At 45.2% G+C, this 16186-nt stretch carries 17 protein-coding genes, 2 tRNA genes and 1 rRNA gene; 12 read left to right on the top strand and 8 right to left on the bottom strand.

What is annotated here, in order from left to right; translation table 11 throughout:
- The first annotated feature begins 61 nt into the window (after window positions 1–61).
- Window positions 62–183: ribosomal RNA gene (gene rrf / locus NF859_RS07555) — 5S ribosomal RNA — on the top strand.
- Between the two features lie 9 nt (window positions 184–192).
- Window positions 193–270: transfer RNA gene (locus NF859_RS07550), tRNA-Asp, on the top strand.
- 14 nt (window positions 271–284) lie between these two features.
- Here the strand turns inward: NF859_RS07550 and surE are convergent.
- Window positions 285–1070 (bottom strand): 5'/3'-nucleotidase SurE, encoded by a 786-nt coding sequence (gene surE / locus NF859_RS07545; RefSeq protein ID WP_252743691.1) that lies wholly within the window; start codon window positions 1068–1070, stop codon window positions 285–287.
- A 2-nt stretch (window positions 1071–1072) separates the two neighbouring features.
- Entirely contained in the window at window positions 1073–1639 is a 567-nt protein-coding gene (locus NF859_RS07540; RefSeq protein ID WP_252743690.1) for a DUF996 domain-containing protein, read from the bottom strand.
- 92 nt (window positions 1640–1731) lie between these two features.
- Here NF859_RS07540 and NF859_RS07535 point away from each other — a divergent pair, with 92 nt between their 5' ends.
- The 8 genes from NF859_RS07535 to NF859_RS07500 all read left to right on the top strand — a co-directional run bounded on the left by NF859_RS07535 (window position 1732) and on the right by NF859_RS07500 (window position 8374).
- A complete protein-coding gene (locus NF859_RS07535; protein ID WP_252743689.1) occupies window positions 1732–2703 on the top strand; it encodes an archaeosine biosynthesis radical SAM protein RaSEA in 972 nt (323 codons plus the stop codon).
- A gap of 210 nt (window positions 2704–2913) precedes the next feature.
- Window positions 2914–3171 carry a 2-oxoglutarate ferredoxin oxidoreductase subunit delta gene (locus NF859_RS07530; protein WP_179193041.1) on the top strand — a complete coding sequence of 86 codons (258 nt, stop codon included), beginning with the start codon at window positions 2914–2916 and terminating at the stop codon, window positions 3169–3171.
- A 4-nt stretch (window positions 3172–3175) separates the two neighbouring features.
- Window positions 3176–4393: a 2-oxoacid:acceptor oxidoreductase subunit alpha gene (locus tag NF859_RS07525; RefSeq protein ID WP_252743688.1), complete on the top strand. Its 1218-nt coding sequence runs from the start codon at window positions 3176–3178 to the stop codon at window positions 4391–4393.
- 53 nt (window positions 4394–4446) lie between these two features.
- Window positions 4447–5310, top strand: a complete 864-nt coding sequence (locus NF859_RS07520) for a 2-oxoacid:ferredoxin oxidoreductase subunit beta (protein ID WP_252743687.1) — start codon at window positions 4447–4449, stop codon at window positions 5308–5310.
- The gene (locus NF859_RS07515) at window positions 5300–5812 is read left to right on the top strand and encodes a 2-oxoacid:ferredoxin oxidoreductase subunit gamma (RefSeq protein WP_252743686.1); all 513 of its coding nucleotides are present in this window, start codon (window positions 5300–5302) and stop codon (window positions 5810–5812) included. The genes NF859_RS07520 and NF859_RS07515 overlap by 11 nt, the downstream gene beginning before the upstream one ends.
- Window positions 5809–6966, top strand: a complete 1158-nt coding sequence (locus NF859_RS07510; protein ID WP_252743685.1) for a 2-oxoacid:acceptor oxidoreductase subunit alpha — start codon at window positions 5809–5811, stop codon at window positions 6964–6966. The genes NF859_RS07515 and NF859_RS07510 overlap by 4 nt, the downstream gene beginning before the upstream one ends.
- A 5-nt stretch (window positions 6967–6971) precedes the next feature.
- Window positions 6972–7817 (top strand): 2-oxoacid:ferredoxin oxidoreductase subunit beta, encoded by an 846-nt coding sequence (locus NF859_RS07505; RefSeq protein ID WP_252743684.1) that lies wholly within the window; start codon window positions 6972–6974, stop codon window positions 7815–7817.
- A complete protein-coding gene (locus NF859_RS07500; RefSeq protein ID WP_252743683.1) occupies window positions 7814–8374 on the top strand; it encodes a 2-oxoacid:ferredoxin oxidoreductase subunit gamma in 561 nt (186 codons plus the stop codon). The genes NF859_RS07505 and NF859_RS07500 overlap by 4 nt, the downstream gene beginning before the upstream one ends.
- A gap of 39 nt (window positions 8375–8413) precedes the next feature.
- On the opposite strand, the gene gltA is transcribed toward NF859_RS07500, so the two are convergent.
- Entirely contained in the window at window positions 8414–9856 is a 1443-nt protein-coding gene (gene gltA, locus NF859_RS07495; RefSeq protein WP_252743682.1) for an NADPH-dependent glutamate synthase, read from the bottom strand.
- Complete coding sequence (locus tag NF859_RS07490) at window positions 9857–10705, bottom strand: sulfide/dihydroorotate dehydrogenase-like FAD/NAD-binding protein (RefSeq protein ID WP_252743681.1); 849 nt, start codon at window positions 10703–10705, stop codon at window positions 9857–9859.
- Between the two features lie 166 nt (window positions 10706–10871).
- Between NF859_RS07490 and NF859_RS07485 the strand changes: the two genes are divergently transcribed.
- Complete coding sequence (locus tag NF859_RS07485; protein WP_252743680.1) at window positions 10872–11336, top strand: DUF192 domain-containing protein; 465 nt, start codon at window positions 10872–10874, stop codon at window positions 11334–11336.
- A 30-nt stretch (window positions 11337–11366) separates the two neighbouring features.
- Here NF859_RS07485 and NF859_RS07480 read toward each other — a convergent pair whose 3' ends face one another.
- From NF859_RS07480 to trm5b, 3 genes are all read right to left on the bottom strand, one after another.
- Entirely contained in the window at window positions 11367–11981 is a 615-nt protein-coding gene (locus NF859_RS07480; protein ID WP_252743679.1) for an RNA-guided endonuclease TnpB family protein, read from the bottom strand.
- The gene (locus NF859_RS07475; RefSeq protein WP_252743678.1) at window positions 11978–12610 is read right to left on the bottom strand and encodes an RNA-guided endonuclease InsQ/TnpB family protein; all 633 of its coding nucleotides are present in this window, start codon (window positions 12608–12610) and stop codon (window positions 11978–11980) included. The genes NF859_RS07480 and NF859_RS07475 overlap by 4 nt, the downstream gene beginning before the upstream one ends.
- A gap of 242 nt (window positions 12611–12852) precedes the next feature.
- Window positions 12853–13845 carry a tRNA (guanine(37)-N1)-methyltransferase Trm5b gene (trm5b, locus tag NF859_RS07470; RefSeq protein WP_252743766.1) on the bottom strand — a complete coding sequence of 331 codons (993 nt, stop codon included), beginning with the start codon at window positions 13843–13845 and terminating at the stop codon, window positions 12853–12855.
- A gap of 86 nt (window positions 13846–13931) precedes the next feature.
- Here trm5b and NF859_RS07465 point away from each other — a divergent pair.
- A tRNA-Glu gene (locus NF859_RS07465) sits at window positions 13932–14009 on the top strand.
- A 115-nt stretch (window positions 14010–14124) separates the two neighbouring features.
- Here the strand turns inward: NF859_RS07465 and NF859_RS07460 are convergent.
- Window positions 14125–16152 (bottom strand): hypothetical protein, encoded by a 2028-nt coding sequence (locus NF859_RS07460; protein ID WP_252743677.1) that lies wholly within the window; start codon window positions 16150–16152, stop codon window positions 14125–14127.
- Window positions 16153–16186: the final 34 nt, after the last annotated feature.

Below are 16186 nucleotides of genomic sequence, written 5' to 3'. Positions count from 1 at the left end.
GAGATTGTGATTTCTGCGTTACCGCAAAATTTATAAACCCAATGCCGGGAGTTGTTAGTGGTACGGCGGTCATAGCGGCGGGGTCACACCCGGACTCGTTTCGACCCCGGAAGTTAAGCCCGCCAGCGATCCCGGGTGTACTGCCCTCCGAGAGGGGGCGGGAAACCGGGGACGCCGCCGGCCACTCAAATTGCCCGGGTGGTGTAGCCAGGCCCATCATGCGGGACTGTCACTCCCGCGACTCGGGTTCAAATCCCGACCCGGGCGCCAAAATTTCCTTGCTTCTACAGTTCTAAAAGTCTTTTAATCTCGTCTAAATTCACTCTTGCTGTCATATCAATGTTTATTGGAGTCACGCTAACTTTTCTCTCAACTTTAACTACATACATATCCGTTCCCGGCTCTAATGCCTCCTTAGGGCACTGAGTTCCAACTATCCAGTAGTAGGGATTCCCCTTTGGGTCTATGCGCTCTTCAATAGAAGGCCTATACATCCTTCTTGCCAGGCGAGTAAAAGCTATCTCTGTTCTTTCATTTGCATCATAAGGGACGTTGACGTTCAGCATATCGACTCCTTTGGGGAGGCCTCTCTTTAAAACCGCCGTTGCGATTTTTCTTAGGAAATACTTGGCAGCTGAGAAGTCAATCTCTTCGCCCTCACCAAATTTGTGTTTTTCTCTATTAACTTCCAGGCTTATGGCAATGCTTGGGATCTCTTGGGTTGCAGCCTCTATTGCAGCGCTTGCAGTCCCGGAAACCGTTATCTCGGTGCTCATGTTTTCTCCCAAGTTTACACCACTTATTGCAAGGTCGAAATCTCCAAATCTGGCCATGGCAAAGATAACGCAATCAACGGGCATTCCATCCAAAGCATAGGCTGCTTTTGCACCGTTCATACTTATTCTTTTAGCCCTTAGAGGTCTGTGGATGGTCATTGCCCTTCCACTTGCGCTCCTTTGAAACATTGGGGCAACTACGTAGATCTCTCCTAACCCTTGAAGTGCCTCTACAGCAGCTTTTATTCCTCGCGAGTGAATTCCATCATCATTTGTTACAAGTATCTTTGCCATCTTTACCCCTCTCCATTTTCAACCCTTTCTGGAAGGGAAAGGTATGCAACTATTTCCAGTATCTTTCCAGCCAAGATGAGAAGCACTCCAAGTCCAAAAACGATTATCAAGATGGCTCCTAGAAAGTACAGGGAACCGGTTGTTTTAAATACGTCAACACCGCTTTCAGCTGCGATCTTTTCATAGCTCTTTTGAAGGTGGTAAGAGCCGAGAAGGAAGAGGATCCATGCCAAGAGTGCTCCCACTAGAAAAGTTGCAATTACATGTCTTAATGCCCAAAAACCCTCCTCCATAGCTCTGAAGGGCATCCCTTTGAACGCTGCAACCCCGATCCCAAATAAAACAGCGATTATGAGCACTAAAAATGCCCCCAAACGGAGGATAAGTGCCACAAGGTAGCTTCTAAAAATGTCCTCTCTTTTGAATTCGTCAGAAATTTCCTTCACCGCAAATAGTATCATTACCATCCCTGTTATTGTAACTAAAAGCCCTACCCTTGGTATAAGGCCTCCTAAAAGGGAAAGGATGGCTCCTATGCTTCCATAAGTCTTGGCTTCCTTTAAGCTCATGATCCCCACCTACTACCTTTTGGTTCCATCTTATATGAGAATTTCCATCAAACTTAAAAAGCCCTTCTCTAAGCTTTGGTAGGTGAGAATTGATGACATTTTGGACAAGCGAAGACAATGTTGCAGGAAAAAAGGGCATCGCACTTTATGTTATTCTCCCAACTATTGGCTGTTATCGCTATAGAATTGGAGAAGCCTGTTATATGTGCTCTTATCCAGCGGAAGCCCCCAAAGTTCCTTGGAGCCAAGAGGAGCTTGTGAAATACTTCAAAAAAGCCCTTAAGAAAATTGAGGGTAAAAATGGTCCGATAGCTGTTAGAATCTTCACATCCGGGAGTTTTTTTGACGATGGGGAAGTTAAGAGAGAAACCAGAAGGCAAATCTTCTCTATTCTGGCGGAGATGGATAACGTTGAGGAGATAGTGGTGGAGAGCAGATCGGAGTTAGTAAGATATGACGCAGTGAGAGAGCTTGTTGAAATTATTGGAGAAAAATACTTCGAAGTTGCCATAGGGCTGGAGACTGCAAACGATGACATTGCAGATGTGAGCATAAACAAGGGCAATACCTTTGAAGAGTTTGTGCGGGCGAGTGAGATAATTAGGGAAGCTGGAGCCAACGTTAAGACATATCTACTCTTTAAGCCGATATTTTTGAGCGAAAGAGATGCAATTGAGGATGTAAAGGAGAGCATAAAAAAAGCCGCCCCATACACGGACACGTTTTCCATAAACGTGACCAACATACAAAGGGGAACAATCTATGAGAGGCTGTGGGAAAAAGGAGAGTACAGAACACCCTGGCTTTGGAGTGTTGTTGAAATTTTGAAGTGGGCCAAAGAGAACTTTCCGAAGAAGAGGATACTGAGCGACCCGGTGGGAGCTGGCTCAAAAAGAGGGCCTCATAACTGTGGTAAATGCGACAAAGCCGTGGCAAAGGCGATTAGAGAATTCTCAAACACTCAAAATCTAAAATTCCTTGAGAACATTGAGCATGACTGCTTGAGAGAGTGGGAGTACATAGTTTCCGAGGGTTTGCTTGATTGGCAGCTCCAAGTTTGGTGAGCAGCTTTACAAATATAAACCCGAGATCCAAAAATCCCAAGCTAGAGAAGGCTGTTTAATGACTATCCTTGTACAATGTGGGCATGTTTGTTAGGCATTTGCTCAAAAAAAGCAACCTAGAGTCCGAACTTATTCATAGATGAGAAAATTTTCGAAAACTTTAAATGGTTTACATACGTAAAAACACTTAGCAAATCGTAGGTGATGATTATGGCAAATGTCGAAGTCAAAAAGGATAATTATCTGGCTGTTGGAAAAACTGAAGCAGTCGAGATAAGCGTTGACACTTTCCTCTGCAAGGGATGCGGCATTTGTGTTGAGCTGTGCCCAAGAAAGGTTTTCGAGTGGAGCCAAGAGCTCAGTGAAAAAGGAGTGCACTATCCGATTCCAGTGCATGCTGACAAGTGCGTGAAGTGTAAGCTCTGTGAGCTCCTCTGCCCGGACTTTGCAATAGCTGTTAAGTGGTGATAAGATGATAATCCGAGGAGACGAGCCCGAACAAATAGGGCTCTTAAAAAAGCTTTACCCCAAGGGAAACTACTTCATGCAGGGCGATGAGGCTATAGCTTATGGAGCTCTTTTTGCCGGGTGCAGGTTTTATGCCGGCTATCCAATAACCCCCGCAAGCGAAATTGCCGAAACAATGGCAAGGGAGCTTCCGAAGCTTAAGGGCTACTACATCCAGATGGAGGATGAGATAGGAAGCATAGCCGCTGTTGTTGGAGCATCTTGGACGGGACTTAAGAGCATGACTGCAACTTCTGGTCCGGGCTTTAGCTTAATGCAGGAAAACCTTGGCTATGCTGTATTTACGGAGACTCCCTTGGTTTTAGTTGACGTTCAAAGGAGCGGCCCTTCGACAGGTCAGGCAACAAAAGGTGCCCAAGGAGATTTCTTCCAGGCAAGGTGGGGAACTCATGGAGATCATCCAATAATTGCAGTCTCTCCAACTAGTGTGGAAGACAGCTTCTGGGAGACAATAAGGGCGTTTAACTTGAGTGAAAAATTCAGAATACCTGTTATTCTTCTTGCTGACGGGATAATAGGACACACGAGAGAGCAGATAAGAATTCCTGATCCGGAGGAAGTTGAAATAGTCTATAGAAAGCTTCCCGCTAATGAAGAAGAGGCAAAGTATCCATTTGGAGATGTTCATGGAGACTTAATTCCTCCAATGCCCCTCTTTGGCAACGGCTACTTTACTCACGTTACAGGCTCTACACACAAGGAAAACGGCTTGAGGGATGTTTATACGCCAGAGGTTCACGATCGCTTGGTGAGAAGGCTTCACAAGAAGATAGAAGTTCACGAGAAGGAGATCCAAAAGTGGGAAGAATATTACACCGACGATGCAGAGATTCTGCTCGTGAGCTGGGGCGTAAGCGCGAGGCCATCGCTTGGAGCGGTAATAGAGGCGAGAAAGAAGGGAATAAAGGCTGGACTCATTGTCCCTAAGACCGTTCATCCGTTTCCGGGGAAGAGAATTAAGGAGCTCTCTAAGAAAGCTCACACGATTCTTGTGCCTGAGATGAACCTTGGGCAGATGATACTCGAGGTGCAGCGCTTTGTAAGGGAAGAAGTTCCGGTTATTGGCGTGAACAAGATAGGGGGAGTTCCACTGACGGTAGAGGAGATTTTAAAAGAAATAGAAAGCTCAGCCGAGCGTTCTCGTCACCGTTCGGCGGATTAGATATTCATCATCGCTGAATAAAGTTGGTGTTTGGATATTTAAAGGTGATGCGTATGGCAAAACAAATTTACACAAAGTATGAAATGGCCAAATATCTTAGGAAGGAAGCCCTTCCAACCGCACTTTGTCCCGGATGTGGTGGCGGGACTGTGTTGAATGCTTTTGCAAACGCCATAGATCAGCTAAAAATTGACCCGCGTGACTTAGTTGTCGTGAGTGGGATAGGGTGCTCGGCTTGGATAGCCTCACCGTACTTTCTTGCTGACACTCTGCACACTACACATGGAAGGGCTATAGCATTTGCAACGGGTGTTAAAGTTGGTTTGCCCGATAAGAAAGTTGTTGTCATAAGCGGTGATGGAGACCTAGCTGGAATTGGGGGAAATCATCTTATCCATGCAGCAAGGAGGAACATTGACATAACTGTAATCCTTGTAAACAACTTCATATATGGGATGACTGGTGGGCAAGTGGCGCCAACAACTCCCTTTGGAGCAATCACCACCACAACACCCTATAGGAACATTGAGCATCCATTAAAAATAGCTGAAACCGTAGCCTCCGCTGGGGCCTCTTATGTGGCAAGGTGGACCACTTTTCACGTTTACCAGCTGATAGAGAGCATAAAGAAGGCGTTGACCGTTAAGGGATTCTCGCTAGTAGAGGTGGTTTCTCAATGTCCCGTGCAGTTCGGAAGGAGAAACAGAATGAAGACCCCAGCTGAGATGCTTCGCTGGTTCTCAAAGAATTCCATACCCATAAGTAAGGCCAAGAACATGTCTCCGGAGGAGCTTGAGGGCAAAATTATCATTGGAGAGTTTGTAAGCAGAGAAAAGCCCGAGTTTACAGAAGAACTTAACAAGCTTATTGATGAGGTTGCCCAATATTATAGGCTGGGTGGTGAAGATGCAGATTAGGTTAGCGGGTATTGGAGGACAGGGAGTCGTTCTTGCGGGGATAATCCTAGGAGAGGCTGCCGCCATAGAGGGACTTAACGTTATCCAAACTCAGGATTATGGTTCTCAAAGCAGAGGCGGCCATTCTATAGCTGATCTGATAATCTCAAAGGAGCCGATCTACGATTTAATGGTCACAAAAGCCGATATTCTTGTTGCTCTTGCCCAACTAGGCTATAATTCCACAAAGAACTCTCTCCGCGAGGGTGGGCTTTTAATAATTGACACCGACCTTGTAAAGCCCGATAGGGAGTATATAGGTGCGCCATTCACAAGACTTGCTGAGGAAAAAACGGGCTTGGCTTTAACCGTCAACATGGTTGCACTTGGATATTTGGTTGCAAAAACAAACATTGTGAAGAAAGAGAGTGTTGAAAAGGCCATAAGGAGAAGGGTTCCCAAGGGAACAGAGGAGATAAATCTAAAGGCTTTTAGGATAGGCTACGAGGAGGGATTGAGATGAGATATCCGTTTCCTGTAGGTGCTGCAGATTTTATTCAAGGAGATGAAGCCATAGCAAGGGCTGCCATTTTAGCCGGGTGTAGGTTTTACGCTGGTTATCCAATAACCCCAGCAAGCGAAATTTTTGAGGCAATGTCCCTTTACATGCCCCTTGTTGATGGAGTAAGCATTCAGATGGAGGATGAGATAGGGAGCATAGCCGCTGTAATAGGCGCTTCTTGGGCTGGGGCCAAGGCTATGACCGCAACTTCCGGCCCGGGTTTTAGCTTGATGATGGAGAACCTTGGCTATGCTATAATGACAGAAACCCCCTTGGTTTTGGTAAACGTCCAGAGGAGTGGCCCCTCAACAGGCCAGCCCACTTTGGCAGCTCAAGGCGATTTAATGCAGGCTATATGGGGGACTCATGGAGATCACAGCTTGATAGTTCTAACACCAGCAACGGTTCAAGAGGCCTTTGACATGACAATAAGGGCCTTCAACCTTGCGGAGAAATATAGAACCCCTGTTATACTACTCACGGATGCAGAAGTTGGACACATGAGGGAGAGAGTTTATGCTCCACATCCGGACGAGCTTGAGCTCATTTACAGAAAGCTTCCCGCTAATGAAGAAGAGGCAAAGTATCCATTTGGAGACGTTCACGGGGATTTAGTTCCTCCAATGCCTATCTTTGGAAAAGGATACAGAACATATGTCACCGGACTGACACACGACGAAAAGGGAAGACCCAAAACAGTTGAGGCAGAGGTTCATGAAAAGCTCATAAAGCGCATTGTTGCCAAGATAGAGAACAACAAGAAGGACATCGTTGATTATGAAACCTATGAACTGGACGATGCCGATATAGTGTTGGTAAGCTTTGGGATTGTTGCGAGGTCGGCTATGAGAGCCGTTAAGGAGCTTCGCAAGGAGGGTATAAAAGCTGGATTGCTCAAACTTAATGTAATTTGGCCTTTTGACTTTGAGCTGATAGAGAAAATAGCCGAAAATGCAGAAAGGATGTATGTAGCGGAGATGAACCTTGGTCAGCTCTATCACTTGGTTAGAGAGGGAGCCAACGGAAAGGCCGATGTAGAGCTCATAAGCAAGATAGGCGGGGAGGTTCACACCCCCGGAGAGATAGTAGAGAGAATTAAGAAGGATTTGAGGTGAGGAAGATGTATCTAAAATCCAGCTATGAGATTAGGGACAAATACCTTAGAAAAGACATGCTTCCCACGATATTCTGTCCAGGATGTGGTATTGGGGCTGTTCTGCAGTATACCCTTAGGGCTATCGATGATCTCGGTCTAAACCAAGACGAAATAGTGTGGGTAAGCGGTATAGGGTGTTCTTCTAGAGTCCCCGGCTATGTGAACTTTGATGGTCTCCACACGACCCATGGAAGGGCATTGGCTTTTGCGACTGGGATCAAATTAGCAAATCCAGACCTCAAAGTGATAGCCTTTATGGGCGATGGTGATGCTGCTGCCATAGGTGGAAATCACTTAATCCACGCCATAAGAAGAAACCTTGATGTTACCGTTATTCTCATTAACAACTTCACGTATGGAATGACTGGTGGGCAAGTGGCACCAACAACTCCGAAAGGCCTTAGGGGAACGACTGCCCCATATGGGAGCTTTGAGAACCCCTTTGACATTGCCGAGCTGGCAGTTGCCGCAGGGGCAAACTATGTTGCAAGGTGGAGCGTTTTCAACTACCTTCAAGGGATAAACAGCATAAAGAAGGCTCTGCAAAAGAAGGGATTCACTCTGGTGGAGTTCTTATCCCAGTGCCCGATAAGCTTTGGGAGAAGGAACAGGCTTAAAACGGGTCCAGAGCTTATAAAGTGGTATCAGAAGATAACGGTTCCCATAAGTAAGGCTAAGAACATGTCTCCAGAGGAGCTTGAGGGCAAAATCGTCATCGGAGAGTTCGTAGACAGAGACAGACCGAGTTTAATAGAGGAATACGAAGCGTACAAGAAAAGGGCAAAGAAAATAATGGGGTGGGAAGAATGAGGAAGGAAGTCCTTATAGGCGGCTTTGGTGGGCAAGGAGTTATCTTAGCGAGTGTTATCCTTGGAAGAGCAGCGGCAGTCTATGAGGGTCTTTACGCAGTTCAAACCCAGGCTTATGGGCCGGAGTCAAGAGGAGGGGCAAGCAGAGCTGAAGTTGTAATAAGTGACGAGCCAATAGACTATCCCAAAGCACTGGCTCCGGATTATGCAGTTTTGCTTTCCCAGCAGGCTTATGAGAAATACCTTCCTCTTGTAAAGAAAGGAGGCATCGTGGTAGTCGAGAAGGACTTGGTTCCCAATAGAAATGAAGAGCTTGAGAAAAATTTCAAAGTTTTTGCAATTCCTTTAACAGAAATAGCGGAAGAAACCACAGGGCTTAGCCTAACAATGAACATTCTAACCCTCGGACTCTTAGTTAAGCTTACTGGTATTGTGAGCGAAGACTCCATAGAAAAAGCCGTTCTTGATTCAGTTCCTAAGGGAACCGAAAACATAAATCTAAGGGCTCTCAAAAAGGGCTTTGAACTCGGTGAAAAAGCCCTTAAAGGGGAGATTTAACTTTATATCTTTTATTTTACCAAAAATAAAGTTAAAAAGCTAAGCCGGAAGACGCTTCTTCTGGATGTATTCATCTATTGCCTTCGCGGCCTTCTTTCCGTCCCCCATAGCTAGGATAACGGTTGCCTCTCCCCTTATGGCATCTCCACCCGCAAAAACTCCGGGGATGCTTGTCATGAGGTTTTCATCAACCACAAGGGTTCCATCGGGGTTAGTCTTTAGAGCTGTTGCCTCCTCGCTTATTATTCTGTTGGGCTCTAGACCGATGGATATTATGACGGTATCTGCCTCAAGTGTGACGTACTCACCAGTCCCCACTATCTTTCTCTTTCCTTTGGCATCTCTTTCCTCAAGAGGTCTCATCTTCTCGAATTTAACTGCCTTCACCTTTCCGTTCTCGTCACCAATGAACTCAACTGGATTGAGGAAGAACTCGAACTTAACGCCCTCTTCCTCGGCGTGGGTTATCTCTTCAATACGGGCAGTCATGTCCTCCCTTCCGCGACGGTAGGCTATGGTCACCTCACTCCCCAGCCTAAGGGCGGAACGAGCCGCGTCCATAGCTGTATTCCCGGCTCCAATCACGATGGTCTTCTTTCCTATAGCTATAGGCTCGTCATATTCTGGGAAGAGGTAAGCTTTCATGAGGTTTATCCTTGTAAGGAACTCGTTGGCGGTGTAAATTCTGTCTAGGAGTATACCAGGTATGTTGAGAAGCTTTGGTGTTCCAGCTCCGGTTCCTATGAAGACGGCATCGTACTCCTCAAGAAGCTCTTCGAGGGTCACCGTTTTTCCTACTATGTGATCAAGCTTTATCTCCACTCCGAGTTCCTTAAGTTTGGCTATTTCTTTATCGAGTATCTCTTTTGGGAGTCTGAATTCAGGGATGCCATAGATGAGAACTCCTCCGGCCTTGTGGAGGGCTTCAAAAATTGTTACCTTGTAGCCCATTTTTGCCAGTTCTCCAGCACAGGTCAGCCCTGCTGGTCCTGAACCTACTACAGCTACTTTCCCCTTTATCCCATTCTCTTCGGAAATAAATTCCTTAAGAAGTTCCTCATCTATGCCGTGTTTTCTTGCGTAATCTGCAACAAATCTCTCGAGCTTCCCTATGTTAATGGGATCACCAACTTTACCCATGACACAAGGGGCTTCACACTGCTCTTCTTGGGGACAAACTCTGCCAGTGACGGCAGGTAGTGTGTTGTCATTCCATATGACGCGGAGAGCGTTTTTAACGGCCTCATCAGGATTCTCGGAGTTCTCGCGGAGGGCCTTTATGAAGCCCGGAATGTTTATGTGAACGGGGCAACCCTTGATACAGGGAGCATATTCGGGCGGGCACTGGATACACCTCTCGGCTTCCTTCACTGCGGAAGCGAAGTCGTAACCAAGGTTAACCTCTACAAAGCTTTTTACTCTCTCCTCAACTGGAACTTCTGGAGTAGGAACGCGCTCTTTGATGAGTTTGGGTCTAGCCATTTAGATCACCCCCTTCTCTCTCAACTTTGCAATGTAACGCTCTCTTGCAAGCTTTTCTTGCTCTGCAAAGCGGGCGTTTCTCTTTATGGCGTCGTCCCAGTCTATCTTGTGGGCATCTAACATAGGCCCATCTCTGCACGCAAACTTTATTTCTCCATCGTAAAGAACCCTGCAAGAGCCGCACATACCTGTCCCATCGACCATTATCTGTCTCACCGTAACGATGGTTGGAATTCCATAAGGTCTAGTTAGTTCGGCAAGCTTCTTGAGCGAGCCAAGCTTTCCACCAGCAAAAACAATATCGACTTTATCCTGCTCAATGAGTTCCTTTAGAACGTCCAGATAGTGGCCCTTTCTCCCAACACTGCCGTCTTCTGTTGTGATGTAAAACTCATCGGCAACTGGCTTCGCAAGGTATTCCTCCGGATACGTGTTGTCCTTGTTCTCAAAACTGTGGATGGCTATTGTGTAATTGCCCGCTTCTTTCATAGCCTTGAGTGTAGCATAGGCTTCCGCCTGTGCACATACCGCATCAGCCGCAAAGACTACGTTTCCATAGTGCTTAACTTCAATTGGCTTTCCAAGAGGGCCAGTTATGCTTAGAATTTCGTCCCCAACATGAAATTCGTGCCACAGTTTGAGGGTTGTGACGCCGTGTCTTCTTATGAACATCCCTATCTTGCCGTCTTTTGCGTAGTACACGGACATTGGAACTCTTTCCCCTTTTTCATCTGGAATCAAAACGACGAACTGTCCGGGCTTCCAGGATTTTGCTATATGAGGTGCCTCAACTTCCATAAAAAAGTCAATTGCACTCAGGTTTTCCTTTTTTGTTATCTTATACCCCACAATGCACCACCTTGTACATATGTTTTGGTTTGTACACTACAGTTGCTAACCCTTAGTTTATAACTATTTTTTAAACCGAAGGTTAACAACTGAAGGTATTTTCAAGTGTTGAGTATTAACAGTTGTCGCAACGCTTATTTAGATAGTACCTTATCCTAGATTTGATATGCTGATAAACAAAACAAAGGGCAAAATCTGGGGTGGAAAGGTCAAAGTTGCGAATACGTTCTTTAGGAGATTTAGGGGGTTAATGCTAAAACCTAACATAGACTATGCCCTCGTGTTTATCTTGCCAGCGGAGACAAGAATAAACGCCTCAATTCATATGTTCTTCATGCTCCAGAGTATAGATGTTATCTTCTTGAACTCTTCCCGGGAAGTTGTTGATCTAAAAAGGGCCCGCCCGTGGAGAATTTATGTGCCGAGGGAAAGCGCTAAATACATAATTGAGGCTCCTATGGGTGTTGTCGAGTATTTAAACGCCGAAATTGGGGATGAAATTGATTGGAAAGTTGAGGAGGAAAGAAAAGCCGTTCCCTCTCCCGTTGGAGCTTTAAACAAAATAGACATAAAGAGCTCAAACAGCGCGATAAGCCTTGCAGAGCCCAAACCCAAGCTTAAGGGGAAATGATATGGATGCTCTCATTGTAAACTGCGTGAACTACCCCCTCAATAGGGGGGCTTCGTGAGGAGTTAGACCACCCCAAGGTAGTTTAATCCTCACTGGCCTGTTCACAAGGCCACTACCGGCTATCTCCCCAACGGGAGAATCGCCGGCTACCTTTCTCAAAATGTTCAAAGCACCGTTCACGTCGGCGTTTATCAAAACACCAGTGGAAGACTGGAATAACCCGCGCTTCACCCTCTTTCCAAGATACTTCTCCCTCTTTTCAATCGGTTCGAGAGCGAGAGCATCAACCTTGCTCGTGTAAGCCTCATCAACCTCGATGTAGTTGATACCATACCGCTCGCACTTTGCTTTTAGTTTTTGCTTGAAGATGCCATAAGGAATATAATGGAAGTTCTGGTTGTTCCTCTTTCCAAGATTGGTGTTCTGCTTTATTCCCTTCAGCTCCCCGATAACGACGTTCCCAATATCATTCTCAAGGCAGTAGTTCACTATGTAGTTCACGGCTTTGTTCATAAAGTCGTTCACCACGTTCCTCCGCTTCTTGAGAAGCCACACCATCTTTCGCCCAAATTTAATCCCCTGCCTGTCATACTGGCTTTGGAGCTTCGCCTTCTCCTTGTTCCACCACCGGTTGAAGCTCTTCAACCCCGGCCTTCAATTATGAAGGCCGTCCCAGTGGTGGAAACGCAGGTTGCGAAGTTATTCAGACCTAAATCAATGGCGAGGTATTTTGAGCGGTCTAACTCCTTCTTTTCTGGCTGGATTTCGTAAACGTATTCGACTTCAAACCAGAGGGCGTTGTATCTCGGAAGAATGCGGATTTCCTTAATCCTGTGGCCTTTAACGTTCTTTGGGAGTGGGATTTCAAGGTGTTTAATGCCATACTTCTCGGCGAAGTTCTTTCCGAGAGTGAGGATAATCCTGTCCTCTTTCACTCTGAAGGACTGGTATGGGAAGATTAGGATGAAGTGTCCGTTTTTTGGAAGGTATTTTGGCGGGCTCACGGGTCTGTTGTAGTTGCCTTTCTTTCTCTCGTTGAGCACGTGGAAGAAGGAGCGGAAGTTTCTTTCAACGATTTTCATCGTTTGTTGGGCTACTTGGCTTGGGAGGAGTTTGTAGGGTCCAGTATCCTTGACCAAGTGATATGCTTTGGCGTAGGGTAGAAAAGTCCCGTTCAGCTCGTAGTGTTGTTTGACCGTGTAGAGGGTGATGTTGTAGAGGTCTTTGGAGAGGTGGGAGAGTATTCTCAGGAGTTTGTATGTTTTTTTGTTCACTCGTAGGTGGTTCTTTTGGGTAAGATACGTGGGTGGCCACCTATTATTTTTTAATAGGCGAGGTTTTTAAAGGTTGCGGGCTTTCATCCCCCTTTCGGAAGGGGTCTTCCCGCCCGAACGAGATGAAGATGCCCTCTCTGTATACACTGCATATCTTAACAAAAGAAGCATGCCGTTTGATGAGGAATTTTTGAGAAACTTTATTGTCACAAGGTGCAACGAAATTTTGAGAAAAGCTAATCTCAAAACACGGCAAAATCAATCGCGATGTTGAACTGATACGGAGCATATGGCCTTACTTTCCTTTTTTCGAGAATCTTCACGCTTTTTCCAAGCTCCTCTGCAACCCTCTCTATCCTCTCTATGTGCTCGTCAAAGAGGTTATCCTCATGTGAAAATCCATAGTAGTGAACCACTCCACCTTTTTTGACGCTTATCATTGCTTCCTTTAGGAATTCGTGGGCAAACTTGGGGAGGTTCATTATCACACGATCGGCTTTTATCTGGCCCGCTACTTTTCTCACGTCTCCGAGAATCGGGATAACGTTTTCAACCTTATTCAGCTTTTTGTTTTCTTCTAAATATTTTATTGCCCAGGGGTTTATGTCACACGCAAAGACTATCTTTGCTTTCTTTGCGAGGAGGATTGAATAAGGGCCAATTCCGGCAAACATGTCAAAAATGATCTCTCCCTCTTTAGTCTTTTCAAAAATTCTCATTCTCTCCGTTGCAAGCCTTGGGGAAAAATAAACCTTTGCAACATCGAGCTTCAGCCTTATTCCGTTTTCCCTATGGATTGTTTCAGTTCTCTTCTCTCCCGCAAGATGAATGAGCTCCCTCACCCTGTATTCTCCTAAAACTTTGCTCCCTTTCGCAAAGACTGCCTTTATGTGCTTGTGTGCTTTCAATATTGCTCTTCCAATGTTTTCCCCATACGGGATGAGCTCCTCTGGGAGTTCTATTATGGCGATGTCCCCTATTATGTCGAAGGACGATGGAAGAAGGGGTTTGAGTTCAGAAGGAATTTCTACAACCTCTCTGTAGCTATGGGGCCGCCTTTTGGCTCTTTCAAAAGTTTCATCAACAATATCAAAGCCCTCTACCTTTTCTTTTACGGGGAATATCACGAATTCTCCCTCATGCTTGACCTTAAAATTAGTATCCAATAGGCCGAGTTCAATGAGCTTTTTTCTAACTTTCTCAGCCTCCTTCTTTGGAACCTTTATCCCCAGCATTTTCATAACTAAACTCCTACACGAGCCCTTTAAAAGGGTTTTGAGCGAAAAGTTTTTAAATGCATCTCAACGTTAGGATATTGGACGCCCCGGTGGTGTAGCCCGGTCAAACATGCGGGCCTTTCGAGCCCGCGCCCCGGGTTCAAATCCCGGCCGGGGCACCATAAGAAACTTTTCTGGGAAAATTTCATCAAAGCTCGTATGCATTTTTGTGTTGTTTTAGAATGTTGGCGTTTTCAGTATTTAAAAAGAAAAAAGAAACGAAGCTCATCTAAGATCTCAGCTTGTTAAGAACTCTGCAAGCAGGTTTACGTAATCTTCATTTACTCCCTCTGAATACGTCAACACCTTTTCCCCTGTTTGGTACCTATCTTTTCCAGCCAGCACTATTACTATTTGTCCCTTCTCCCAGATGTCTCTCTTTATGAAGATTCCCTGTTCTCCGTTGATAATTCTTTTTTGCTCGTATTCATCCAAAACCTGTTTCACGTATTCTCCAACTCCCTCATAGGCTTTGGGTCCGCCGAGGATTATTATGATTTTATTCTTCTTGTAGGTTTCAAATTCTCCTGGTTTTGCCCTTGTTACAATCGCTCCCATCTTTTCGAAGTATTCTTTGAGATATTGGCCCTTTATATTCCAATCGATATCGTTGGATAGTATTGTTACTTGGACAATTGGTGCAAAGGTCTTTATTGGTTCAAAGTTTGATGCCCACTCCACTATGTCCTTTAAAGCCAGCAGCTCTTCTTCCCCACCAGCCTCTATTTCGAATGAGATGTAGGCACTCCTTATTCCATCTCCACGATGTTTTTCATCCCTTGTTATAATTGAGGAGAGATAGTCCTTTGAAATAGCATCTATGCTCACGATGTCTTTGTTTATTGCACTCAGCAGGCGAACTCTTTCGATTATCGGTCGGTCGGGAGTTAGGATCACCAGAGTACCGCCTATTTGGATTCTTACTTCGTCATCTGTGAAGCTTAAAGTTCTCAAAGCATCAACCAATGGGAAGTCTAGGGCATATATCCCTCTGGCGGGTTTTGAGTGACCGAATATTCTTTCTTGGAGGCTAAAGAACTCCAATATCTTGTTCTGTTCCAGGCGTTTCTTTTCCCTTATCGCATCTCTGGCAAACTTTAAGCTTTCTGAGGGCAGGATATACTGCCATCCAAATGCAGAATCTGTTTCATTGGAGAACTCAAGGGATGAGACACTTTTTATTAGTCCTATGTTTTTGATAATGACCTTCTCTGAGGAGGGAACGAACGGCAGTATAGTTGGGATTTCGAATATTGCATAGTTTCCCTTTTCGGCACTTTCTTTTTTAGCTTCCTCTACTACTGGCAAGAGCTCAAAGCCAAGCAATGTTGCTAGGCTTTCCTTTCCGTAGGCATCAAACGTTCCTATGTGTGAAATGGGCCCCATATGGATCAGCTTTTCTCCATCGTAAACAGATCCGTCAAATAGTGTTCCGTGAGTTGCGATTATTCCCGCGTTGTTTTCCCTGAGGTATTTGATTAAGCCTTGAATGTCTGGAATCTCCCATCTTTTTAGCCATAAGTTGGATAAGATCACTACTCTGGGCTGAACCTCTTTAAGAGCGGTTGCAAGCTCTTCTGGGGAAACTATGGTGATGTTGTAATACTGCGCGAGGTACTCCCAGTGGTGCCTTTTTAAGAATCTTGGATGATTGAGGAATGGTTTTACCTTATCTAGCTCTTCCTTGTAATCGCTTAGATCTACTGGATATACTTCTGTCGCATTGACGAGTAGCTCTACACTCTCCGCCCCCTCCAAAAAGAGCTCTTCTCTTACGGAGGGATCCACGATGAGCACGTGCTTCCCCGAGGGATTTACGACGAAATACTTTCCAATGATGCTTTCACTTACATGCCCTTCTTTGTCTTTTACAACTACTTTGAACTCCACTACACTCCCTGCTTTTTGAGCGGGGATAGTTGCTTTCCCATAAAACGTCCTGATTATTGCTGATCTGTTGTATATTCTGCTGACTATTGAGTTATACATTTCCTCGTTTTCATTTATTGTGGCGGTTTTTACTGCTCTTGTTTGCCACTCACCATAGTTTACTCTGTAATAGAACGTCACTTCTTCAATGTCTAGATCATCAATAACATAGAAGTATGCAGTGTACTCTTCCCCTTCAGGTATTGAAAAGTACTTTGGATAGGGATTTCCGAGGATTACCAAAGATGGCTGGGGATTCTCTATTAATATCTGCCCTGCTGCAAAGTTAGATATAGTTAGGAGCAAAAATATGGCAAGACTTAGGGCTTTTTTCATTATGAAATCACCTAGTATCATATATAGTGCGTTC

The sequence above is a fragment of the Thermococcus alcaliphilus genome (assembly GCF_024054535.1).
GTDB classification, from domain to species: domain Archaea; phylum Methanobacteriota_B; class Thermococci; order Thermococcales; family Thermococcaceae; genus Thermococcus_A; species Thermococcus_A alcaliphilus.
Note: the sequence above shows the minus strand (reverse complement) of the source record. Positions and strands in the feature narration are given on the sequence as shown.